This is a genomic window from Chloroflexota bacterium, from assembly GCA_026710945.1.
In the GTDB taxonomy this organism is placed as follows: Bacteria; Chloroflexota; UBA11872; order VXOZ01; family VXOZ01; genus VXOZ01.
The window spans coordinates 1-18,401 of the sequence record JAPOQA010000025.1 but is presented as its reverse complement, the minus strand read 5'-3'; the positions used below and the strand labels follow the sequence as shown (position 1 = coordinate 18,401).

18 protein-coding genes are annotated in these 18,401 nt (G+C 58.4%); 13 read left to right on the top strand and 5 right to left on the bottom strand.

The window, feature by feature from the left end; genetic code table 11:
- The 3 genes from OXE05_04910 to OXE05_04900 form a co-directional block, all read left to right on the top strand.
- Positions 1 to 128 (top strand): IS5/IS1182 family transposase (locus OXE05_04910; protein ID MCY4436657.1); only part of this gene is annotated, 128 nt, incomplete at its 5' end.
- A 232-nt stretch (positions 129 to 360) separates the two neighbouring features.
- Positions 361 to 1,149, top strand: coding sequence for an N-acetylmuramoyl-L-alanine amidase (locus OXE05_04905; protein MCY4436656.1), 789 nt, complete (start codon positions 361 to 363; stop codon positions 1,147 to 1,149).
- A gap of 122 nt (positions 1,150 to 1,271) precedes the next feature.
- Positions 1,272 to 1,541 carry a hypothetical protein gene (locus tag OXE05_04900; protein ID MCY4436655.1) on the top strand — a complete coding sequence of 90 codons (270 nt, stop codon included), beginning with the start codon at positions 1,272 to 1,274 and terminating at the stop codon, positions 1,539 to 1,541.
- 169 nt (positions 1,542 to 1,710) lie between these two features.
- Here OXE05_04900 and OXE05_04895 read toward each other — a convergent pair whose 3' ends face one another.
- Positions 1,711 to 1,920 (bottom strand): hypothetical protein, encoded by a 210-nt coding sequence (locus tag OXE05_04895; protein ID MCY4436654.1) that lies wholly within the window; start codon positions 1,918 to 1,920, stop codon positions 1,711 to 1,713.
- A 262-nt stretch (positions 1,921 to 2,182) separates the two neighbouring features.
- Between OXE05_04895 and OXE05_04890 the strand changes: the two genes are divergently transcribed.
- From OXE05_04890 to OXE05_04865, 6 genes are all read left to right on the top strand, one after another.
- On the top strand, positions 2,183 to 4,045 hold the full coding sequence (locus OXE05_04890) for an ABC transporter ATP-binding protein (protein ID MCY4436653.1): 1,863 nt from the start codon (positions 2,183 to 2,185) through the stop codon (positions 4,043 to 4,045).
- The gene (locus tag OXE05_04885; protein MCY4436652.1) at positions 4,042 to 5,865 is read left to right on the top strand and encodes an ABC transporter ATP-binding protein; all 1,824 of its coding nucleotides are present in this window, start codon (positions 4,042 to 4,044) and stop codon (positions 5,863 to 5,865) included. The genes OXE05_04890 and OXE05_04885 overlap by 4 nt, the downstream gene beginning before the upstream one ends.
- 415 nt (positions 5,866 to 6,280) lie before the next feature.
- Positions 6,281 to 7,201, top strand: coding sequence for an ABC transporter ATP-binding protein (locus tag OXE05_04880; GenBank protein ID MCY4436651.1), 921 nt, complete (start codon positions 6,281 to 6,283; stop codon positions 7,199 to 7,201).
- Positions 7,198 to 8,199, top strand: a complete 1,002-nt coding sequence (locus OXE05_04875; protein MCY4436650.1) for a hypothetical protein — start codon at positions 7,198 to 7,200, stop codon at positions 8,197 to 8,199. Before OXE05_04880 ends, OXE05_04875 begins: the two co-directional genes overlap by 4 nt.
- Positions 8,196 to 9,125: an ABC transporter ATP-binding protein gene (locus OXE05_04870; protein ID MCY4436649.1), complete on the top strand. Its 930-nt coding sequence runs from the start codon at positions 8,196 to 8,198 to the stop codon at positions 9,123 to 9,125. The genes OXE05_04875 and OXE05_04870 overlap by 4 nt, the downstream gene beginning before the upstream one ends.
- Entirely contained in the window at positions 9,126 to 9,848 is a 723-nt protein-coding gene (locus OXE05_04865; protein MCY4436648.1) for an ABC transporter permease subunit, read from the top strand. It begins immediately after the preceding gene.
- Positions 9,849 to 9,974: 126 nt separating this feature from the next.
- On the opposite strand, the gene OXE05_04860 is transcribed toward OXE05_04865, so the two are convergent.
- Both OXE05_04860 and OXE05_04855 read right to left on the bottom strand, forming a co-directional pair.
- Positions 9,975 to 10,694 carry an HAD family hydrolase gene (locus OXE05_04860; protein ID MCY4436647.1) on the bottom strand — a complete coding sequence of 240 codons (720 nt, stop codon included), beginning with the start codon at positions 10,692 to 10,694 and terminating at the stop codon, positions 9,975 to 9,977.
- A 96-nt stretch (positions 10,695 to 10,790) separates the two neighbouring features.
- Positions 10,791 to 11,717 (bottom strand): hypothetical protein, encoded by a 927-nt coding sequence (locus tag OXE05_04855; GenBank protein ID MCY4436646.1) that lies wholly within the window; start codon positions 11,715 to 11,717, stop codon positions 10,791 to 10,793.
- A gap of 285 nt (positions 11,718 to 12,002) precedes the next feature.
- Here OXE05_04855 and OXE05_04850 point away from each other — a divergent pair, with 285 nt between their 5' ends.
- The 4 genes from OXE05_04850 to OXE05_04835 all read left to right on the top strand — a co-directional run bounded on the left by OXE05_04850 (position 12,003) and on the right by OXE05_04835 (position 16,473).
- Complete coding sequence (locus OXE05_04850; protein MCY4436645.1) at positions 12,003 to 13,349, top strand: extracellular solute-binding protein; 1,347 nt, start codon at positions 12,003 to 12,005, stop codon at positions 13,347 to 13,349.
- 146 nt (positions 13,350 to 13,495) lie between these two features.
- The gene (locus tag OXE05_04845; GenBank protein MCY4436644.1) at positions 13,496 to 14,425 is read left to right on the top strand and encodes a carbon-nitrogen hydrolase family protein; all 930 of its coding nucleotides are present in this window, start codon (positions 13,496 to 13,498) and stop codon (positions 14,423 to 14,425) included.
- 624 nt (positions 14,426 to 15,049) lie between these two features.
- The gene (locus OXE05_04840; GenBank protein ID MCY4436643.1) at positions 15,050 to 15,718 is read left to right on the top strand and encodes a cysteine hydrolase; all 669 of its coding nucleotides are present in this window, start codon (positions 15,050 to 15,052) and stop codon (positions 15,716 to 15,718) included.
- An 83-nt stretch (positions 15,719 to 15,801) separates the two neighbouring features.
- The gene (locus tag OXE05_04835) at positions 15,802 to 16,473 is read left to right on the top strand and encodes a hypothetical protein (protein MCY4436642.1); all 672 of its coding nucleotides are present in this window, start codon (positions 15,802 to 15,804) and stop codon (positions 16,471 to 16,473) included.
- A 158-nt stretch (positions 16,474 to 16,631) separates the two neighbouring features.
- Here the strand turns inward: OXE05_04835 and OXE05_04830 are convergent, their stop codons facing one another.
- Entirely contained in the window at positions 16,632 to 17,324 is a 693-nt protein-coding gene (locus OXE05_04830) for a GNAT family protein (protein MCY4436641.1), read from the bottom strand.
- Positions 17,325 to 17,409: 85 nt separating this feature from the next.
- Entirely contained in the window at positions 17,410 to 18,081 is a 672-nt protein-coding gene (locus OXE05_04825; protein MCY4436640.1) for an SOS response-associated peptidase, read from the bottom strand.
- Between the last annotated feature and the right edge of the window lie 320 nt (positions 18,082 to 18,401).

The following is an 18,401-nucleotide window of genomic DNA, read 5'->3' as shown; positions in this document are numbered from 1 at the left end:
TGGTGGAAAACGCCTTCCGCCATCTCAAAGAATGGCGGGCAGTAGCCACCCGCTATGCCAAAACGTCGGCCTCTTACCTGGCTGCCTGCCAGATCAGAGCCCTGGCGCTCTGGATAAAACTACTTTGACGACACGCCCTAGCATTGTGGGGCAAGGAGAGTCGCTGTCTCTACGGGCGTTATCGGCGTCCTACCAAACGGGTGTCCGTGGGCCTGCAATATGAGACGGCATCTGCACCTCCTACACATCGCTGCAAGGGTCGGACCCACGACTCTTGAATTAGGTGGCCCACCCCGGCGACAAATCCAGGTTCTTTCACGAACCATGCTTTCAATCGAACTGCACGAGGAGCTCAAAACAATGAAAATCCTCTTAGACCCTGGCCACGGCGGGCCCGATCCAGGGGCCATCGGCGTGGCGCTGGCAAACATGCCGTCTGAGATCGAAACCGGCAAGCGAATTCAGGAGAAGGATGTCACGCTCGCAGTAGCGCTGTCCGCCGCCGCGGCTCTACGTGGACTCGGCTACACAGTACTCTTGACCCGCGAAACCGACATAGAGGTTCCGCTCCACACGCGCACCGGCATGGCACTGGCAGAGCAGGTGGACGCCTATATAAGCATTCACGCCAATGCCGGTGGCGGCACCGGCTGTGAGGTCTGGTACCAGGATGGAGATGAATCTTCACGGGCATTTGCCGCAGCGTTGGAGAAGGGAATCTGCGATCTGAACCTCGTACCAAATCGGGGCTTGAAAGCAGGCAGCTCCGCCACGCGCACAAACTGGTACACCTTCTCGCGGCTCGCCAACGACGCGCTGCTCGAAATGGCGTTTCTCGATCATGAGAGCGATGCCCTACAGCTTCAGCAGCACCCGGACCGGTTTGCCCAGGGCATCGTGAACGCAATACAAGCGCACTTGCCGTTAGACGCCGGCACTCATGCCCAATGCACGTTGGAAAGACAGCAACTCATCGCCCAGCGGGATGCCATAGTGGAGCAGATGTATGGGGAACTAATGTCAGACCGCGCCGACCTGGCGTACGCAATCCGCATCGCCAACGGCGCCCGGCATCCCAACGATCTCGGCGGCATGCAAAGGGATGAGCGGCTGCGCGAACTCAATGAGAAGTGGGCGGGAAAGATCTAGTAGGCTCTCACTGATTGTTCCTGCCCCGTGCAACAGTTGTGCTCACCCTTGCCTCTCTCTGTGTAGCTAAGCGACTAAGCGCAAGGGACTGAAACCTCATTCAATGATTTAGGAGATACCACATGACTGGTATGGAATTAGCCGGCCTCGGCGGCATCACCGTAGGTGTGCGTATTTTGGTATCCGCGCTCAAGCAAGCCGGATTGCCGAAACGCTTTGCTCCCATCACAGCCGTCGTTCTCGGCGCAATCGCCGGGAGTGTCGGCGGCAATGTCACGGGCGCCGACTGGTATGCGGGGTTGGTACTGGGCATTCTTGCCGGCGGCGCTGCCGTCGGACTCTATGAGATTGGCCGCCAGGCGACCAAGCAGCAGCCGGAAGTGCTGAACTAAGCACCTAAGCCAGGCTGCATCACATCTACGCTCGCTCTTCGACCATACGCTATAGCGCGGGGGACAAGCCCCCGCGCTATAGCTATTCAGTGGCGAATCGGAGTCTCCGGCTAACGCTGCCCTCGCGCGCCAGGTAGAGGGAGGCGCGCATGTACCGCAGCTCTGGCATCTAGAGGTGGGCAATGATCTGCTTGTCGCTGTACAGCGCGATAGCCTTACTCTGGTCCAGATGAGCGACTTCCCTGCCGCCCTCCGTGAATTCCCGATCAGTGCCCACACAAGACCCGACCTCACGGTCGCCTTCGCACTGGCTCGCGCTTGCGGCCAATCGTACTTTGATGCTCTCTACCGTGAGCTGGCGCAACGACGCGGGTGCCAACTCACCGCGCTGCATGCCGCACCAGCGTGTGCTGCCGCTGTCGCCGGACTCTCACTCTTCCAAGAAATCGCTGGTACGTTCAAACCCCTTTTGGCTGACGCTGGTTTTCCTATAGCGGCGTTGGCTCTCCCCCGGATGACCGCGCTCTCATCGTCCCGCTCCCTCAGCACGCCGCATAATTACAGTCTTAGCGCTTGACAGTAGAGCGATAAACACCGTATTATACTCCTTTTCACCAATTGCCCCAACATCGAGCGAACTGATGGATTCACACCAGGAGCGATCATTCTTCAAGCGAGGGCCGGAGACGCTCCACCTCTGCCGCCTGGCAGTGTGGCTGGCGTGGCGTGCTCAGCCGCTGCTGGCCGGCCTCATGCTGATGTTGATTGCGCTGCAGTCCGCGCTCCCGCCCCTGCTGCTGTGGTTCACGCAGGCTTTGGTCGAGCGTCTCACGCTCGACCTTGGTTTGACCGCGCAAGCGCCTGAACTGGTGCGGCTGCTTCCTCTTGGCGCTTGGATCGGTCTTGCGGCCGCGGCGGTAGCCCTCTCTCAGATCTTGCAGCCCCTTTCCGCCACGTTTCAGGTCATGGTGGATGACCGCATCACGGGCTTTGTGGGGCGCGAACTGATACGCGTCGCCAATAGCTGGCAGGGCATAGCACGGTTTGAGGATCCGGCATTTGCCGACGATCTGGCGCACGCCCGCCGCTACGTGAGCGGCGGTGGGATGGATGTAATGCGATCCAGCGAAGTCGCGGTGCTATCCCTATTCACCGCAATAGGGATGGCAGCGGTCCTGGCGGCTCTGCACCCGCTTGTGCCCGTGGGACTCATACTCCTCACGCTCCCCGCTATCGGACAGCGCTGGGACTTTTCCGATCGCATGGGCAGTCATCTGTACGTGCAAACGCCGGAGACCCGCCGCCTGGAATACAGCCGCGGCATGATGCTCGCGCCCGAGCCGGCCAAAGACGTGCGCCTCTACGGTTTGCACGGATTCTTTGCCCAGCAATACAAGACCATCTTCGACCGCACCATGGCGAGGCTTTTCCGCGTACGCCGCGACATGGTGCCCCGTGTAACGCTGGCGAGTTTGCTGGCAGTGGTGGGTGTTGGGGTGCTCTGGATTTGGCTGGCGTGGCAAGTGTTTCTCGGCGCAGAGTCCTTGGGTGCCTTTGTGCTCTATAGCGGCGCTGCTGCCTTGCTTCACCAGCAACTCCTCTTTGTTGGTTTTCAAATGGGATTTCTCCCGCTCCGCTTTAGCAGACTGCGCACGCTGAAGCGCATCCTGGAAGCGCCGCCGGACTTAGAACAGCCCAGCCGTCCTCGCTCGGCGCCACAGCCAATCTCGGCAGGCATCGTCTTTGAGCACGTGAGTTTCACATATCCCGGCACCGACCGACCGATATTGGAAGATGTTTCATTCCATTTTGAGCCCGACCAATCCACGGCACTCGTAGGCCACAACGGCGCCGGCAAGACCACCATCATCAAGTTGCTGCTGCGCTTCTATGATCCCACCGGCGGGCGTATTCTGCTGGATGGCGTCGATCTGCGCGAGTACGACATCGCCGATCTGCGCCGCAGAATGGGTGTGATCTTCCAGGACTTCGTGCAATACGAGCTAACGGCAGGCGAGAACGTCGGGTTGGGCCATGTAGAAGCGCGAGCAGACGACGACCGAATCCGCGCCGCTGCCGTCAATTCCGGCGCCGCCGAGGTCATCGACAGGCTACCGGACGGTCTTGATACGCAATTGGGCCGGCAGTTTGGCGGCCGGGAACTCTCCGGCGGCGAGTGGCAGCGGCTAGCGTTGGCACGGGGCTTCATGCGGGATGCTCCTCTGATCGTCCTGGACGAACCGACCGCTGCCCTGGACGTGGAAACTGAATACGCGGTGTACCAACGCTTTCACGCGCTCACGCGAGGCAAGATCACCGTACTCATCAGTCACCGCTTTTCAACGGTGCGCATGGCCGACCGCATCTTGTACCTGGCGGATAGGCGTATTGCGGAAGCAGGAACCCACGACGAACTCATGGCGCAGCATGGCGGGTACGCTCGACTTTATTCCTTGCAGGCCGCGCAATATACGGACGCAACGCAAGAGGAAGATGGGGCGTGAATCTGCTGCTCAAGCACATCCGCAAGACGCGATCCACCTTCGTCCTCTTTGGGCGGGGGCTCCACCTGGGCTTGGCGCCGGCACCGGGTGTAGCGGCAATTTTCGTAACGCTGGCTCTGCTTGCATCTGCCATGCCGGTTGCGCAAGTGTGGCTCTCAAAAGTGCTTTTGGACCAGCTGTCACAGGTAGTTGGCGGCGCCGCGATAGCCCTATCCGCTATCTTGCTCACAGCCGTCCTCTATGCCTTGATTATGGTCCTGGAGACGGCTCTGGAGCCGGTGCAGGAAGCCATCACCGCGAGGCTGGAAGAGCGGGCCCTTGGAGAATTCGATCGTCGTCTCATGGCTGCAGGAGGGCGTATGGTAGACCTCTATGACGTCGAACGGCCCTCCTTTCAAGAGAGACTTGCCCATGCCATGCTTGGCAGCTTCATCGTGCCGCGGCTGGTGACATTCCTCCAAAGCGGATTGCGCCCCTTCCTCACGCTGGCGGGACTTCTTGTTCTGCTCGTGCGGCTGCATCCCCTCATCCCGCTCGTGCTTGTCTTTACGACCGTGCCCTACCTCATCAGCGAGCGGCGCATGGCAAGAAACCGGCATTCGGCCATTGAAGAACAGTCACGCGCGGCCCGGCAGATGGCATATTACACGCAGGTGACCACTGAGCCGCAGTCCGCCAAGGAGGTCCGCGTCTTTGGTCTCGGCGACTTCTTCCTGCAACGTTTCGAAGAGCGGCGGCTGCGAGCGCTGCGCGAGCTTGATCGGGTGCGCTTGGCCCACCTGCGCAGCAACGGGTTCTTCGGCGCGCTCTATGCCTTGGCCCTCGGTGGCGGATTCTGGTACGTAGCTGCCCAGGCCGGCGCGGGCCAACTTACCGTAGGAGACATCGCCCTCTACCTCGGCGCCATCACGCAATCCGAAACGGCCCTCAAGTACATCGGACAGTGGGTGGGAAGGCTGTACGAAACGACGTTGCGGCTGGAGACCATCTTTAGCTTCCTGGACCGCAGCGGGCCGCACATTGCCTTACCCGCGCCTACGGACGCCCTTGACGCACCTCAACTCCTACAAGAGGGGATTGCGCTTCAGAACGTCACGTTCCAATACCCGGAAGGTGAATCGGAGGTTCTGCGGAGGGTCTCTGCCGTGCTCCCCGCCGGCAAGGTGACGGCGCTGGTGGGAGTTAACGGCGCCGGGAAGAGCACGCTGGTCAAGCTGCTCACCCGCATGTACGATCCCACGGTGGGAGAAATACTGTTCGACGGCCAGCCCTTGCACACCTATGATCTGGAGAGCCTGCGGCGGCGCATTGCGGTCGTGTACCAGGACTTTGCCCGCTTCGCCCTTAGCCTGGGAGAGAATATCACCGTGGGTAGCGGAGGTCTGGGAACAAGCGAGGAGCGCGTGCGGCAAGCGGCAGTCTGGGCGGGAACCGACCAAGTTGCTGCCGGTCTGGCGCAGGGCTACGACACGCAACTCACTCGGCAGTTTTCGGGCGGGGTCGAACTCTCCGGCGGCGAGTGGCAGAAGGTAGCACTGGCGCGCGGCTTCATGCGTGACGCGGCCTTCGTCATCCTGGATGAACCAACCGCTGCCTTGGACGCCGAGGCCGAGTACCATCTCTTCCAGCGTTTCAGAGAGTTGGTAGCCGACAAGACTGCCCTCATCATCTCTCACCGTTTCTCTACGGTGCGCATGGCGGACAACATCCTTGTCTTGGAAGACGGCGCCATCATAGAGGGCGGTACCCATCAGGAACTCATGGCGGCCAACGGGCGCTATGCCGCACTCTACAACATGCAGGCGAGTTGGTATCAGTAGGCTGGCCATCAATTTGTCCCAATTCACCGCTTGGCACGTGCAAGTCAGCCCAAGCGCATAGGATCACGTCTTACGTGCGCTTCCCGGTCCGGGAGCCGGCGACAAGCCCCCGCGCGACGCTAAGGCTGCCACTCCGGCGATTCTTGAGGTCTCACCGGATGACAGGACGCCAAGGGCACTGCGAGGTCCGGTCAACTCCCACGTTCCCGGAGTAGCATCTTGACGTATGCAATTTGATGCTTCCGCCCATTCAGTGTCAAGAGTAGATCTGATTTCCCTATCAAGGTTTCGAACAATGCATTCAGTGTTACTTGACTCTGCTACAGATCAAGTGTACTATCTTAAACAATATGTTCATGAATTATGAAAGCGCGCAACTCTCCAAGATGAGAGAACCAAACGCAAGAACGGAGTCGTGAACGAGGTGGCGGTAGGCAAACCCCTAATCGAAGCGCAAGGCCTCACCAAGCATTACGGCCAAACTATCGCGCTGCACGATGTTGACATGCGGGTCAGCAACGGCATTACCGGCCTGCTGGGACCCAACGGCGCGGGCAAGAGCACCGCCATGAAGCTCTTCCTGGGGTTGCTCCAACCTACAGCGGGCGCGGCTACCGTGCTGGGAGAAAGACCCTACGAGAACATCGCCGTGCGCACGCGCCTCGGATACATGCCGGAGCACGATTGCTTGCCCGACTTCGTCACGGCATCTGAATTTCTCAGTCACATGGCGCAAGTGAGCGGCATTCCGCTCAAGCATGCCCGCACGCGCGCGGCGGACATGCTCAGGCACGTGGGCCTGGATGAAGAGCGTTACCGCCACATAAAGGAATACTCGACCGGCATGAAGCAGCGCGTGAAGCTGGCACAGGCTCTCGTGCATGACCCGGTGCTGGTGTTGCTTGATGAACCGACGGCCGGTCTTGATCCTGCCGGACGTGAAGAGATGCTGGAACTCGTGCGGCGTACCGGCCGGGAATTCGGCATCAATCTTATGCTCTCTTCGCACCTCATGGGCGATGTGGAAAGCACCTGCGACCGCATCATCGTCATTGAAGGGGGAGCAATCATCGAACAAGGCGATGTTGCTGACTTCACCCAAGAGACGGAGACGTTCTACATAGATGTGGACGACCGGAGGGAAGAACTGGTTACTGTGCTCCAAAGCAGCGGCCTGAAAACGCGGATCAGCGGGGCTTCAGTTGTAGTGATGTTGCGCGACGACGACCAGCTCGACGTTATCCGCGACGCCCTTGCAGAGTCTGGCGCCCGCTTGCGCAGACTCGCGCCTAGCCGCGGCGAATTGTCGGACATCTTTCGGAGGAACGCCGAGTGAACCAAGCCCAAGGTGAAATCTACGATCTCGGGTACCAACACTACGACGGCCCGCGGGGCGGCAGGTCGCAGGCCTTTCAATCATTGTGGGTAAACAGCTTTCGCACGACACTCGGACTGGGGCGCGGCGCACGCGCGAAAATCCTACCGGCGCTGATGACGTTGTTCGTCATCGCCCCGCCCACGGTCTTTCTGGTTATCTCCGCAGTGGTCAGAATAGGTCAACAGGCCAGCCACGCTGACTTCTACGAGGGCCTTGCCATCCTACTGCTCCTCTTCTCGGCCATCATGGCGCCGGAATTGCTCATTCCAGATCGCCGCAACAGTGTCACGACCCTCTACCTGGTACGGCCGCTTACAGCCTTCGACTACGTGCTGGCGCGCTGGTCAGCCTTTCTGACGATCGTGCTCGCGGTGACCTTGTTGTCGCAAGTCATCGTGCTCGCCGCCAACCTCTTGCTGGCGCCGGCGCCCGGCGAATTCTTGCGCGAGAATTGGCTTGACATCCCACGCTTTATCCTCGCCGGCGCCATTATTGCCGTGTTCGTCACCACCATCCCTATGGCAGTGTCTGCCTTCACCGAACGTCGGGCCTACGCGGCAGCCTTCGTCATCGCGCTCTTTGTGATCACCACACCCATGTCAGGACTGCTAACGTTTGAGGATTGTTCGCCTGTCCGGCCTCTGGATGCAAGTAACAGCGCGGTGGTTGAAGAGGAACCACTTGCCGTCCGCACAGGACCAAGACGGGGCGGGGAAGCCGCCTTCTCAGTCGAGTGCCGGCGGTTCACCGGTGAATACGCCAAGTGGTTCGTGCTGCTCGACGTCGGCCGCGCACCCACGCACCTGGGCGACCTGATTTTCGACGACGATGAATCGGACGACTTCGCACAACTTGCCGCTGAATTACCACTAGCCGTTCCCATCGCCTGGTACGGACTGCTTGTGGTTGGGCCGGGCGCGGCGTTGCTGTGGCGGTACTGGAGCATAAAGATATGAACGAGTCTGCTGTTCCCGTCATCGCTGTGGAAAACGTCTCCAAATGGTTTGGCAGCGTGGTGGCCGTCAACGATGTTTCACTCTCGATTACACCAGGTATAACCGGATTGCTGGGCCCAAACGGCGCCGGCAAAACGACACTCCTCAAGATGATGGAGGGGCTGGCCGCACCGTCGGACGGCACCGTAACTATCTTTGGCGAAACGCCGCGCAATAATCCCAACCTCTTTCGGCGTGTTGGGGTTATGTCGGAACACGAAGCCGTGTATGGCTTTCAATCCGGCAAGCAGTTTGTAGACTTCTCCGCCAAGCTGCACGGTGTCACCGCCACCGCGGAGGCAACCGCGCAGGCAATCGAGCGGGTCGGTCTGGCCGACGCCCAACACCGGCCGCTCGGGACGTACTCGCGCGGCATGCGCCAACGCATGCGACTGGCAGCAGCTATCGTACACGAGCCGCAGGCAATCATCCTCGACGAGCCATTGAACGGCACGGATCCGCGCCAGCGCATTGAGTTTCACGATCTCATGCGCCATCTCGCCGACGAAGGGCGGACGATTCTCATCTCATCTCACATACTTGAGGAGGTTGAAACGCTTGCCGACCGCATTCTCCTCATGGTGAGCGGCAAGTTGGCAGCCTCCGGCGACTACCGTGCGATTCGGGCGAAGCTTGACGAGCAGCCCTATGCTGTACGCATTGTCTCTAACGACCCTCGCGCTATGGCGGCGGCACTCATTGAGTTGGAAAGTATTGAATCGGTCTCGCTGGGTGGAGACAACGAAGTGATCGTCCTGAGCACAAACGTGGCGGTGCTGCAACGGTCGCTCGCCCACATCGCCAAGGACCGCGGCATTCGCCTCGAGCGTGTGGAGCCACTGGACGATTCGCTTGAGAGCGTCTTCAGTTACATTGTGGAGGGTTAGATGGCGGAGATATTTCTGCTCTCGCTCAAGCAGCTTCTCGGCAGGTGGCGTGTGCTTGTAATTCTAATTCTCGCTGCGCTGCCGTCGTTACTGGTGCTTCTTATCAGGCTCCTCGGTGAGGGCAATATTGGCTTCCACGGCGAGTTCGTTGGCGTCATCATTGACGCTATGATCACAGGCGGCATCATGCCAATCGTGACGATGACGTTAGCAACCGCAGCCTTCGGCAACGAACTGGAAGACAAAACGCTGTACTATCTCGTTTTGAAGCCGGTGCCGCGAATCTCTATCGTGCTCGCGAAACTGCTTGCAGTCCTGATTGTGGCTCTACCGCTGGTGATAGCGAGTGGAGTCGTGGCTTCCGCACTCGTAAACGCGGAGGCACGACAAATGGGCATTGTCGCAATCGCCCTGGCCGCAGGTGTGACTGCCTACGCCTCGATCTTCACTTTGGCGGGCCTCTTGACCCCACGCGCGCTGGCCTACGGCCTGGTGTACGTGTTGGTGTGGGAAGGGCTGCTCAGCACGATCCTCAGCGGCATTGGCTACCTCAGCATCCGGGGCTACACGCTTGCGCTGCTGAATGGCATGGATGAGACCAGCTTTGCAGCATTTGAGGAGCGCGTGATCGAGTTCCCGGCCGCTATGGTTGGCACGGGTGTCGTGATTGTGGCCTTCTTCCTGCTGGCGCTGTATCGTCTGCGCACCATGGACGTGCCATAGGGACGGATGAGCTAGACGGTGTGACGTACAACATCTTAGGGCTGTGAAGCACTCGCTGTGTGTTCAGTCCGTTCAGTGTTTACTGACTGGGGTCTACGTCGCGTCAGAGATAGCCAGCCTTCGCACTCATGGTAAGAGATAGGGAGCTAATTCAGAAAGTGATGTGATTTCCAGATCAGGTTGGGCATCCTTCTTAGTGCGTACGGTACCGTCCCGATTCAGCCACACCGAGCTAAGACCGGCCGCATTCGCTCCAGCAACGTCAGCCGCCAGGCTATCTCCCACGTGCCATACTTTCTTGCCGGATACGCCAAGAGCCTTGAGCACAACAGTAAACGCACGTTTATCCGGTTTGGCCGCGCCAGTCTCCCCAGAGATCGAAAATGCGCTAAACCAACTGGCAATACCCATTGCCTCAATCTTATGTCGCTGTGTGTCGGAAGCGCCATTCGTCACCAGAGCTACTGGGACGCGTGCCTGCCGCACTGCACTAATGAGTCCCGCTACGTCAGTGAATGGCTGATAAGAGTCCCAGGCAAAGCGCAAATGAGTGTTAGCTGCAAATTGGGCGAGTGATTCGTCATTGTAGCCACACAACTGAAGTGTTCTGCGCCAGGATTCAAGAGTGAGATCTGCGCCGCTCAATCTGCCGAGCGTCCAAGCGTCATGCCTCTCTGGCCCATAGGTACTGAACACTGCATGATTGGCCTCTTGCAGTCGCTTTGCCTCTAGCTCCGGCCGCAGCAACGCAAGCTCCTCGCAGGTTTGCGCAATGGATTGCGGGAATACGCTGCCGTCCAGCAGTGTTTCATCTAAATCAAGAAGAAGTGCGTGCAATCGACTCACATACAACCTCAGAGAATTCCCCCTCCGAAATCAAAGAGAGGAGGATATCTGTCCACCTATTACTAGCCTCTTCTCTCTCCCTACCGCCGCCTTATCTCAACCAGTCTCAATGCGGCCGAAATCGCGAAGCACCCGTAGATTCTTCAAGGTCATCCGTGCCTGCCATTCGCGCTTGGCGATCTCCCACGCCTCAGGATGCTGCTCACCCCACGAGAAATTCGGCGACCACGCGCCGTCCGCGCCCTGTTGGTCTATCTCAAAGTCCAGGTTCATTGCCACCTCATCCGCCAATGCGTCCGCCAGCGGAGCGTCCGGCGAAGAGACTACATACAAGGGCTTCAGCACATAGCCGGTCAATTGCTCCGGCTCGCGCGCGACGCCGTGTTCCGCCGCCTTGGCAAGTTTCATCCAAATACGGTCCTTCAACTCCCGAGGCAACGCTTCAGTCTCCGCGAGGCTGACAAAACAAATGAGGTCGTGCATCTCCATCTCGTCGGGCAGCGAATTCAGGTGCGCGAAAACCGCTTGCGTTGTTGACTGCAGAAGGTCCACCGGCACCGCGGCCCTGTAGTCGTGCAAGTAGCCGACTATCTCCACACGCGGGTTTATGAGAAACCCACCAAAGCCTGCCTCACTCGCCGCAAAGTCCCACCACGGCGCGTGGGGCGCACCCTCAACCTCGGGCGGAATAATCGACCACACCTGCCGGGACTCATCGTAGGTTGCGAGCAGGTAATCAAGGCCCCTGCACACTAGCGGATGGTCGGCAGCAATGCCAAGAGAGCGAAAACTTTGAAACGCCACTGTCGTCGCAATCACCGATGAAGCCGGAGTTCTAAGATCGGGCTCGAGTCCGTGACCGAATCCGCCGTCGTCGTTCTGATAGGCCGCGAGCGCGGTAAGGACGTCTTCGGCAGATCCACCCTCAAAGTAATAGCGGAGAAGCGCTCGGTCTAGGTCCCTGCCCTGCTCCTTTACGTATGCTATGGATTGTTGAAATGCCGCCTTTGAGAGTCGTTTCATCCCTAATCCTTGTTTTTAGAAGGCCGAGGTATTCGTTCATTGGGACTCACGTAGTCAGTCTGAACGGAGGATAGCACATACCATCTGTTGCCTGTGGCCGGCTGCAATTTCTTTCAGTTTTAAATTAAGTCAAGTCCTTGACAATTGCAAACAAAAGCAGACTCCTGCTATGGTAGTGTCTAAGCGGTTTGATGGAGCAAAGGAAGGAGAGGTAAAAGATAGCATCGGCCGCACTATATTAAGTGATTCCCATAGTCAGTGTCTTCCTCTAAAGGGAGGGAAACCATGGCGGATACACTATCTCGGCGAACCATTCTACGCGGCGCGCTGGTGAGCGGCGCGGTTGCGATTTCAGCAGCCTGTGGCGCTGTACCGGTAACGCCGGCGGAGACGGAAAAAGCCCCTGATGCGCCCAAGGCGGCGGAAGCGCCCAAGGATGAAGGCCCCAAGGCAATTAACTTCCTCCACGTGTTGGAAGGCCAGAATGAGACCTGGCAAAACGGTTGGGCAGAGGTGGTAGAGACGTTTGAGGCGAAGAATCCCGGTCACAAAATAGAGATTGCCGACTCTGCGTTTGGCGAGTTGCCGACCAAAGCGGCGGCGGCCCAAGCGGGCGGGATCAAATTTGACATCATCTACGGCTACTTTGGATGGGTAGGTACCTTTGTAGCTGGCAACATTGTCCAGCCTCTCGATCCCATCATTGCCACAGACCCGGAAATCGATCCTGCTAACTTCCACGAAGCCGCCAAATGGATTCATAGGGGCCAGAACTACGGCGTGGCGTGGTGGATCAACTCACGTGAGATTTGGTACAACAAGAGCCTCATCGTCAATGCCGGTCTCAAGACACCAACCGAGCTCGAGGCTGAGGGCAATTGGACCTGGGATGCCGCTCTTGAAGCGGCCATTAAGCTGACCAAGGTCGAAGGTGATGAAGTCGTCCAAGGCGGTTTGGGCACCCAACCGCACGTTCCTTCTGTGTTGACGTACTACTCCTGGGCCTGGGGGGCCGAATTTTGGAATCCGGATTGCACGCAGGCCGGCATTGGCAGCGATGCCTTCCGCGATGCGGTGCAATTCCAAGCGGATACCTTTACCAAGCACAGAGTGCAGGGCGGCAACTACTTTGAGGGCAACACGGCCATCTATCACACCGGGCACTTCCAGATCCGGCGCATAAACGAGCAGGTCACGCCGACAAACCTGTTTGAGGTCGGCATGGCGCCAACTCCCAATGGGCCGGGTGGCCGCAAGGCCGCCTATGCCGTGGTCGCCATCCACCTCGGTTCGCAGGCGGAGAACGCCGAAGGCGGCTGGGAGTTCATCAAGCACACGGTCATCGGCGACCTGCAGGAGATCTGGATCCCGCAGGGCGGCGGCCGGTATCCGGCGGACTTGCGCCGGGAGCCGATCACGACCAAGGAATTTGAGGACGCCAGCGTCTACAAGAAGATGGCGGAAATCGCCAACGCCACGCCAACGCTCATCCAACAGGGCGACTTTAACGACACTTGGCGCAACGAGACTTGGCCGGCGATTTTGGAAGGCGCCATAACGGTGCCGGAAGCGCTACAGAAGACGCAAGATCAAGTCCAAGGTTGGCTGGACGATCGCGGTTGTCTCTGGTAGACCTGTCTACCAAGCCCGGGGGAGCATGACCTGCTCCCCCGGCTCTTTTTTGTACAATGCAAGCACTGGATTTTCCTGTGCGCTTGCCTAGGCGCCAGAAACACGTTCAACCTGCCTGGTGTGCTGAGATAGGGGAGAGGTGAAACATGGCTCGACCGGCGAAAGTAGCCGTCTGTTCCACGCCGAATACGGTGGTTGGCGAGAGCGATGAGGAACGCTACGAGTTCAATTTGAGGAAGGCCGAAGAACTGCTCCACGAGGCCGCCGCGCAGGGGGCGGATATTGCTTGCCTGCCGGAGGCATTTACCATTCGCGGCATCAGCGACGGCGGGACCAATCACCGCTGGCGCGAACCGGTTCCCGGTGGGGAGACCTATCAGCGCATGGCGGCTATCGCCCGGCAACGCAGCATGTATGTCGTTGCGCCAATAGTTGGCGTGGAAGACGGGGTTCACCGCAATGTGGCAATGGTCATCGGTCGCGACGGTGACTACATCGGCGGTTACCACAAGGTCCATCTCACCGTTACGGAGGATGAAGCATGGGGCCTCACCGCCGGCGATTCCTGGCCGGTCTTTGATCTGGATTTCGGCAAGATCGGCATCACCATCTGTTACGATGTCTTCTTCCCTGAGGGTTTCCGAATTCTTGCCCTCAAAGGCGCCGACATCATCTTCCATCCCACCATGTACAGCATGTACGGCGAGGTGGGCTGGGAAGCGGTGATCCAGTCCCGCGCCATCGATAACTGCGTCTACGTCTGTCCGGTGAACTACGGCTTCACGGACCACGAGCCCTGGATGCCGGGCATGTGCCTCAACCGGAGCAGCGTGATTGGGCCGGACGGCATTGCACTGGCGGACCGCGGCCGCTACTGGGGCGTGGCCGTTGCCTCACTCGACCTCGACCGACCCCGCATGGTCTACCGAGGCGGATCAACCGGTCTCGCCAGTTTCCGGGAAGATGCCTGGAACCACCGCCGGCCTGACACGTACGGCGAACTCCTAAAAAACGGATACTGGGCAACTGAGCCGCCCAAGGTTTGGGAAGCAATACCTGCTGAATCAAAGACCTAGAAGTGTATCAACCCAGCTCTGGGAATCCTCGAGCCTCACCAGTCTGTGCCTCCACCCGTGAGAGGAGATAGAGGTAACTACATTAGCAAGTGACTAGAAATTTGACGGTTGCTACAACGCAAGAGCCGCAGTGGCGCGCCAATGTGTACGATTGGTGCGGGGCGTCGTTCCCTTTTTCAGTCATTTTCGGGGAACGCGCCCGTTCCGCTGCGGCTCTAAGCACGGCTCCTGAAAGTGGAACCTTGCCCGTAGTGTAGCACAACAACGTGTCCTGCAAGACCCTGGCTTTGGTCATTTCGTACTCCGCATCAGAAGCTAGCTCCTGATGGGACATGGCTCTTAGCCTCAGCCAGCTTCTCTAAATATAGGCTAGATTCCGCGCCTATCTGAATCTAGTTGCCAATTAGCCTCTGATCTTGTCCCTTCACCTGCGGGAGAAGGTTAGAGCCTGCAACGTACCCCCATGCTGCGTCCCGGTGCGATACGGGAGAGAGGACAATGCAACTGCATGTGAATAAACGAAGCAACACTATGCCTATCATCCTTGCCTTCCTCTTCCTTGCGCCAGAGTGCCTGAACGTACGCTGATTCTCTGTTTCAATCTCTTTTAAAGGAGATAAACTCATGCTTATTGACACTGACGACTTTGTAACGCAACGCATCGCAATAGACGAAACTCTCGAACCGGAGAAGACCGCCCTCATCATCATTGACATGATGAACCGCTTCTGCAATCCCGTATGGCTGGCCCAAGGCGACCACCAGAGAGCCGAGTGGTTTGGCCGCGAGCTCGACTACGTGATTCCCAACGTCACCGACGCGCTCCGCATATTCCGCGAAGCCGGGGCGCTTGTCGTCCATGCCGTTTGCGCCAGGTGGACGCTAGACAAGCGGGATGCTCCGCTCCACATGCGTGAAAGGGACTACGATCTATTCGATACTCCCGGCATGTCGGTAATCGACCAGTTGGCGCCGCTACCCGGAGAGATTCTCATCCGCAAGACGACCGGCTCAGTCTTTACGGGCACAGGCCTGGAATATCTATTGCACCAAGCCGGCATCGAAAACGTGGTGCTGTGCGGCCAGTACGGCAGCGCCTGTGTCTTTTATTCTCTCATTCAGAGCAGGGAATTCGGATTCCAGCAGCGGGTCTGGCTGGAAGACTGCATCCTCTATGGCAATGAGACCAGTAAACACCTCTTCCCCGCCCTCGTCGGCCAGCACTGGGCCAAACTGGCAAACCGGGAAGAGATTGGCCGCGCGCTCGCGCCGTCTGCCGTCTCAGCCGGTTAAGCAAGGCAGAAACGGAGAAAGTGCTTCCCATGTGTGGGTAGACTGCCACGACACCGTCAAGAGAATAAAAGGAATTACCAGCAGTGAATAAGATGTCTAATTCGGAGGACAAGATTTGGTCGCCAAGAAGCAGTCAGTCGAAGTACCTGAAGACCGGAAATGAACCGTTTCGCGTGCGGGACAAGACTGTAGGCTTTACAATATCCGACTACTGGCGCTGGGCGCACTCCGACTTGCTGGATAATGCCGCTCGCGGCGTTTTGGCCGAGTTCCTGGTCGTGCGCGCACTAGACTATACGCTCGCATTGGACTATACGTATGAGCCGCGGCATGAGTGGGATGCAATCGATATCCGCACCGAGAGCGGACTCAAAGTTGAAGTAAAGAGCGCGGCCTACGCTCAGAGTTGGCCACAGTGCAAGCCGTCAACGATCAGCTTCGATATCGCTTCTCGATCGAGAGAGTGGAACGCAAAGACGGATGAGTACGAGACTTGCAAACCACCCAAGCGTGTTGCGGACGTCTACGTCTTCTGTCTGCTTGGCCGGCTCAATGACCCCGAGCCCGACCCTATGGACGTGGACCAGTGGGAGTTCTACGTCCTTGCCACAAAGACATTAAACCAGGAGTATCCGTGTCAGAAGACGATTGGCCTCAACTCGCTCAAGTCACTCGTGCAAGGGACGACGAGAGGAGGCACGACGCCGTACTGCGAGTTGGCGCAGGACATTGAGACAGAGGGCAAACATACCTAGACGATGTTGCTGCTCAAGCGCTCACGCCGAGTGCGTGGCGGTGGGCTGATCACACAATCAAAGAAGGCTATAGGAATCGCTCACTTTGGGAAGAGCAATCTGCAGTCATTCACCGCTAAGGGCTTCACGAACAAACCGTGGCCATTTGCGCGAGCGTCCTAGAGTCGACCGCGATTGAGTTCCGTGAGGGATATCTTCCAATCCGGATTGCGATACAACCAAGTCTCGAAGTTTCGTTTGATGAGGGGCCATTCGCTGTCCAGCATGGCGAACCAGGCAGTATCGCGATTGCGCCCCTTGACGATCATGTGCTGTCGAAAGATACCTTCAAAACTGAAGCCGAGGCGCAAGGCCGCCGCCCGTGAACGGGCGTTCAGGGCATCGCACTTCCACTCGACCCGCCGGTAATTGAGCCTGTCGAAGGCCTCGCACAACATGAGGTAAGCCGCTTCCGTGTTCGCTTGTGTCCCCTGCGCCTCCGGCGTATACCAGATGTGCCCGACTTCCAAGCGTCTCATGTCCGCGACAATGTTGAGAAAGCTCACCATTCCCATTCGCCGCTGTGGATTGTTTTGGTGAACCGCAAAGAAGAGCGGATCTTGCGATTCGGCCGCATCCGACAACCACATTCGCATATTCCCCACGCTCTCAAATGGACCGTACCCCATGTAGGTCCATACCTGTTCCTTGGTAACAGTGCCGTGGGTACATGCGTAGAGTTCATCCGCGTCGGCTTGAGGATCAACCGGCGCTAACGTGATGAACTGCCCGACGTAGTCCGTCCTGCGCGGCAAACCGCCTTCTCCAACAGACTCTACGAGTTCTCCACGTGGGAGGGAAGATTGGGTCATTGCGAATCCGCTCTACACAAAGAAAGAAATCATTAGGCCACACATTAGAAGTCCTCGCTCGTGGCCCCTGCCTGACGCTCAATCATTAGCCCAAGACTGGGGACATCACTTCCGGCCCCTTGTTCCGGGTATTGTTGACCAGCGGCGAGACCTCGAACGCATCCATTTCAGAGTCCGGGTACGGCGCAATTGCACTCGCAAGCGCCAAGGGATCTTCCACATCCTTATCCAGCCAGAACGACTCCGATTCTCGCGGGAGAATTACCGGCATACGGTCATGAATCGGTTGTAGATAGTCATTTGCCGCTGTCGTGATGATGGTGCAAGACTTCACCATCTTGCCTTCAGGGTCTTTCCATGTCTCCCAGAGACCGGCAAAGGCGAAGGGCTCGTCCGACTTGAGCGTGATCCGCATGGGCCGCTTCTGCTTGCCGCCGAGCTTTTGCCACTCGTAGAAGCCGTCGGCCAGAATCAGGCAGCGCCGCTTGCGCAGTGCGGTGCGAAAGCTGGGTTTCTCCGCCACAGTCTCGCCTCTGGCATTGATCATGCGGTAGCCGATCTTCGCGTCTTTGGCCCAGAACGGGATCAAGCCCCACCGCATATGCTCGGCACGCCGCTCCCCATCGTTCGTGACCGTGAGCACCTGCTGCGTTGGCGCGATGTTGTAAGCCGGTTCGTGTACGGCCCCATCGGCGGCGAATTCAAACCGCATGGCGAGTTGTACGATATCCGCTTTGAGGCTATATCTGCCACACATGGTACCCTCCACTCGTATGACACATACGCATCTTCATTGCATGCAATTATCCCATACTCGCGCGGCGCGTTTCACCGGCTTGCCCCGCGTCTAGCGCCAGTCGTGAGAGGCTGGCATGAACACCGAGGCGTCAAGCGCCCGCACCGCTGAGACAATGACGTTGGTAGTGCCGTCCCAGCGTGATACCACCTTCCCGCTTGCGACGGAATGACGGATAGGGGAAGCCACAGGGTCTTTCGATTATGCCTCTGGAGAAATTGACCCCTGCTGTCATTCCGAGCGCAGCGTCGAACAGGGTTCGCTGACTTCGTCAAAGACGC

What these genes read in the sequence shown, in the direction of transcription:
- OXE05_04905 (MCY4436656.1), top strand. Translation starts at nt 361, where the DNA reads ATGAAAATCCTCTTAGACCCTGGCCACGGCGGGCCCGATCCAGGGGCC.
- OXE05_04900 (MCY4436655.1), top strand. Translation starts at nt 1,272, where the DNA reads ATGACTGGTATGGAATTAGCCGGCCTCGGCGGCATCACCGTAGGTGTG.
- OXE05_04890 (MCY4436653.1), top strand. Translation starts at nt 2,183, where the DNA reads ATGGATTCACACCAGGAGCGATCATTCTTCAAGCGAGGGCCGGAGACG.
- OXE05_04870 (MCY4436649.1), top strand. Translation starts at nt 8,196, where the DNA reads ATGAACGAGTCTGCTGTTCCCGTCATCGCTGTGGAAAACGTCTCCAAA.
- OXE05_04865 (MCY4436648.1), top strand. Translation starts at nt 9,126, where the DNA reads ATGGCGGAGATATTTCTGCTCTCGCTCAAGCAGCTTCTCGGCAGGTGG.
- OXE05_04855 (MCY4436646.1), bottom strand. Translation starts at nt 11,717, where the DNA reads ATGAAACGACTCTCAAAGGCGGCATTTCAACAATCCATAGCATACGTA.
- OXE05_04850 (MCY4436645.1), top strand. Translation starts at nt 12,003, where the DNA reads ATGGCGGATACACTATCTCGGCGAACCATTCTACGCGGCGCGCTGGTG.
- OXE05_04845 (MCY4436644.1), top strand. Translation starts at nt 13,496, where the DNA reads ATGGCTCGACCGGCGAAAGTAGCCGTCTGTTCCACGCCGAATACGGTG.
- OXE05_04840 (MCY4436643.1), top strand. Translation starts at nt 15,050, where the DNA reads ATGCTTATTGACACTGACGACTTTGTAACGCAACGCATCGCAATAGAC.
- OXE05_04830 (MCY4436641.1), bottom strand. Translation starts at nt 17,324, where the DNA reads ATGACCCAATCTTCCCTCCCACGTGGAGAACTCGTAGAGTCTGTTGGA.
- OXE05_04825 (MCY4436640.1), bottom strand. Translation starts at nt 18,081, where the DNA reads ATGTGTGGCAGATATAGCCTCAAAGCGGATATCGTACAACTCGCCATG.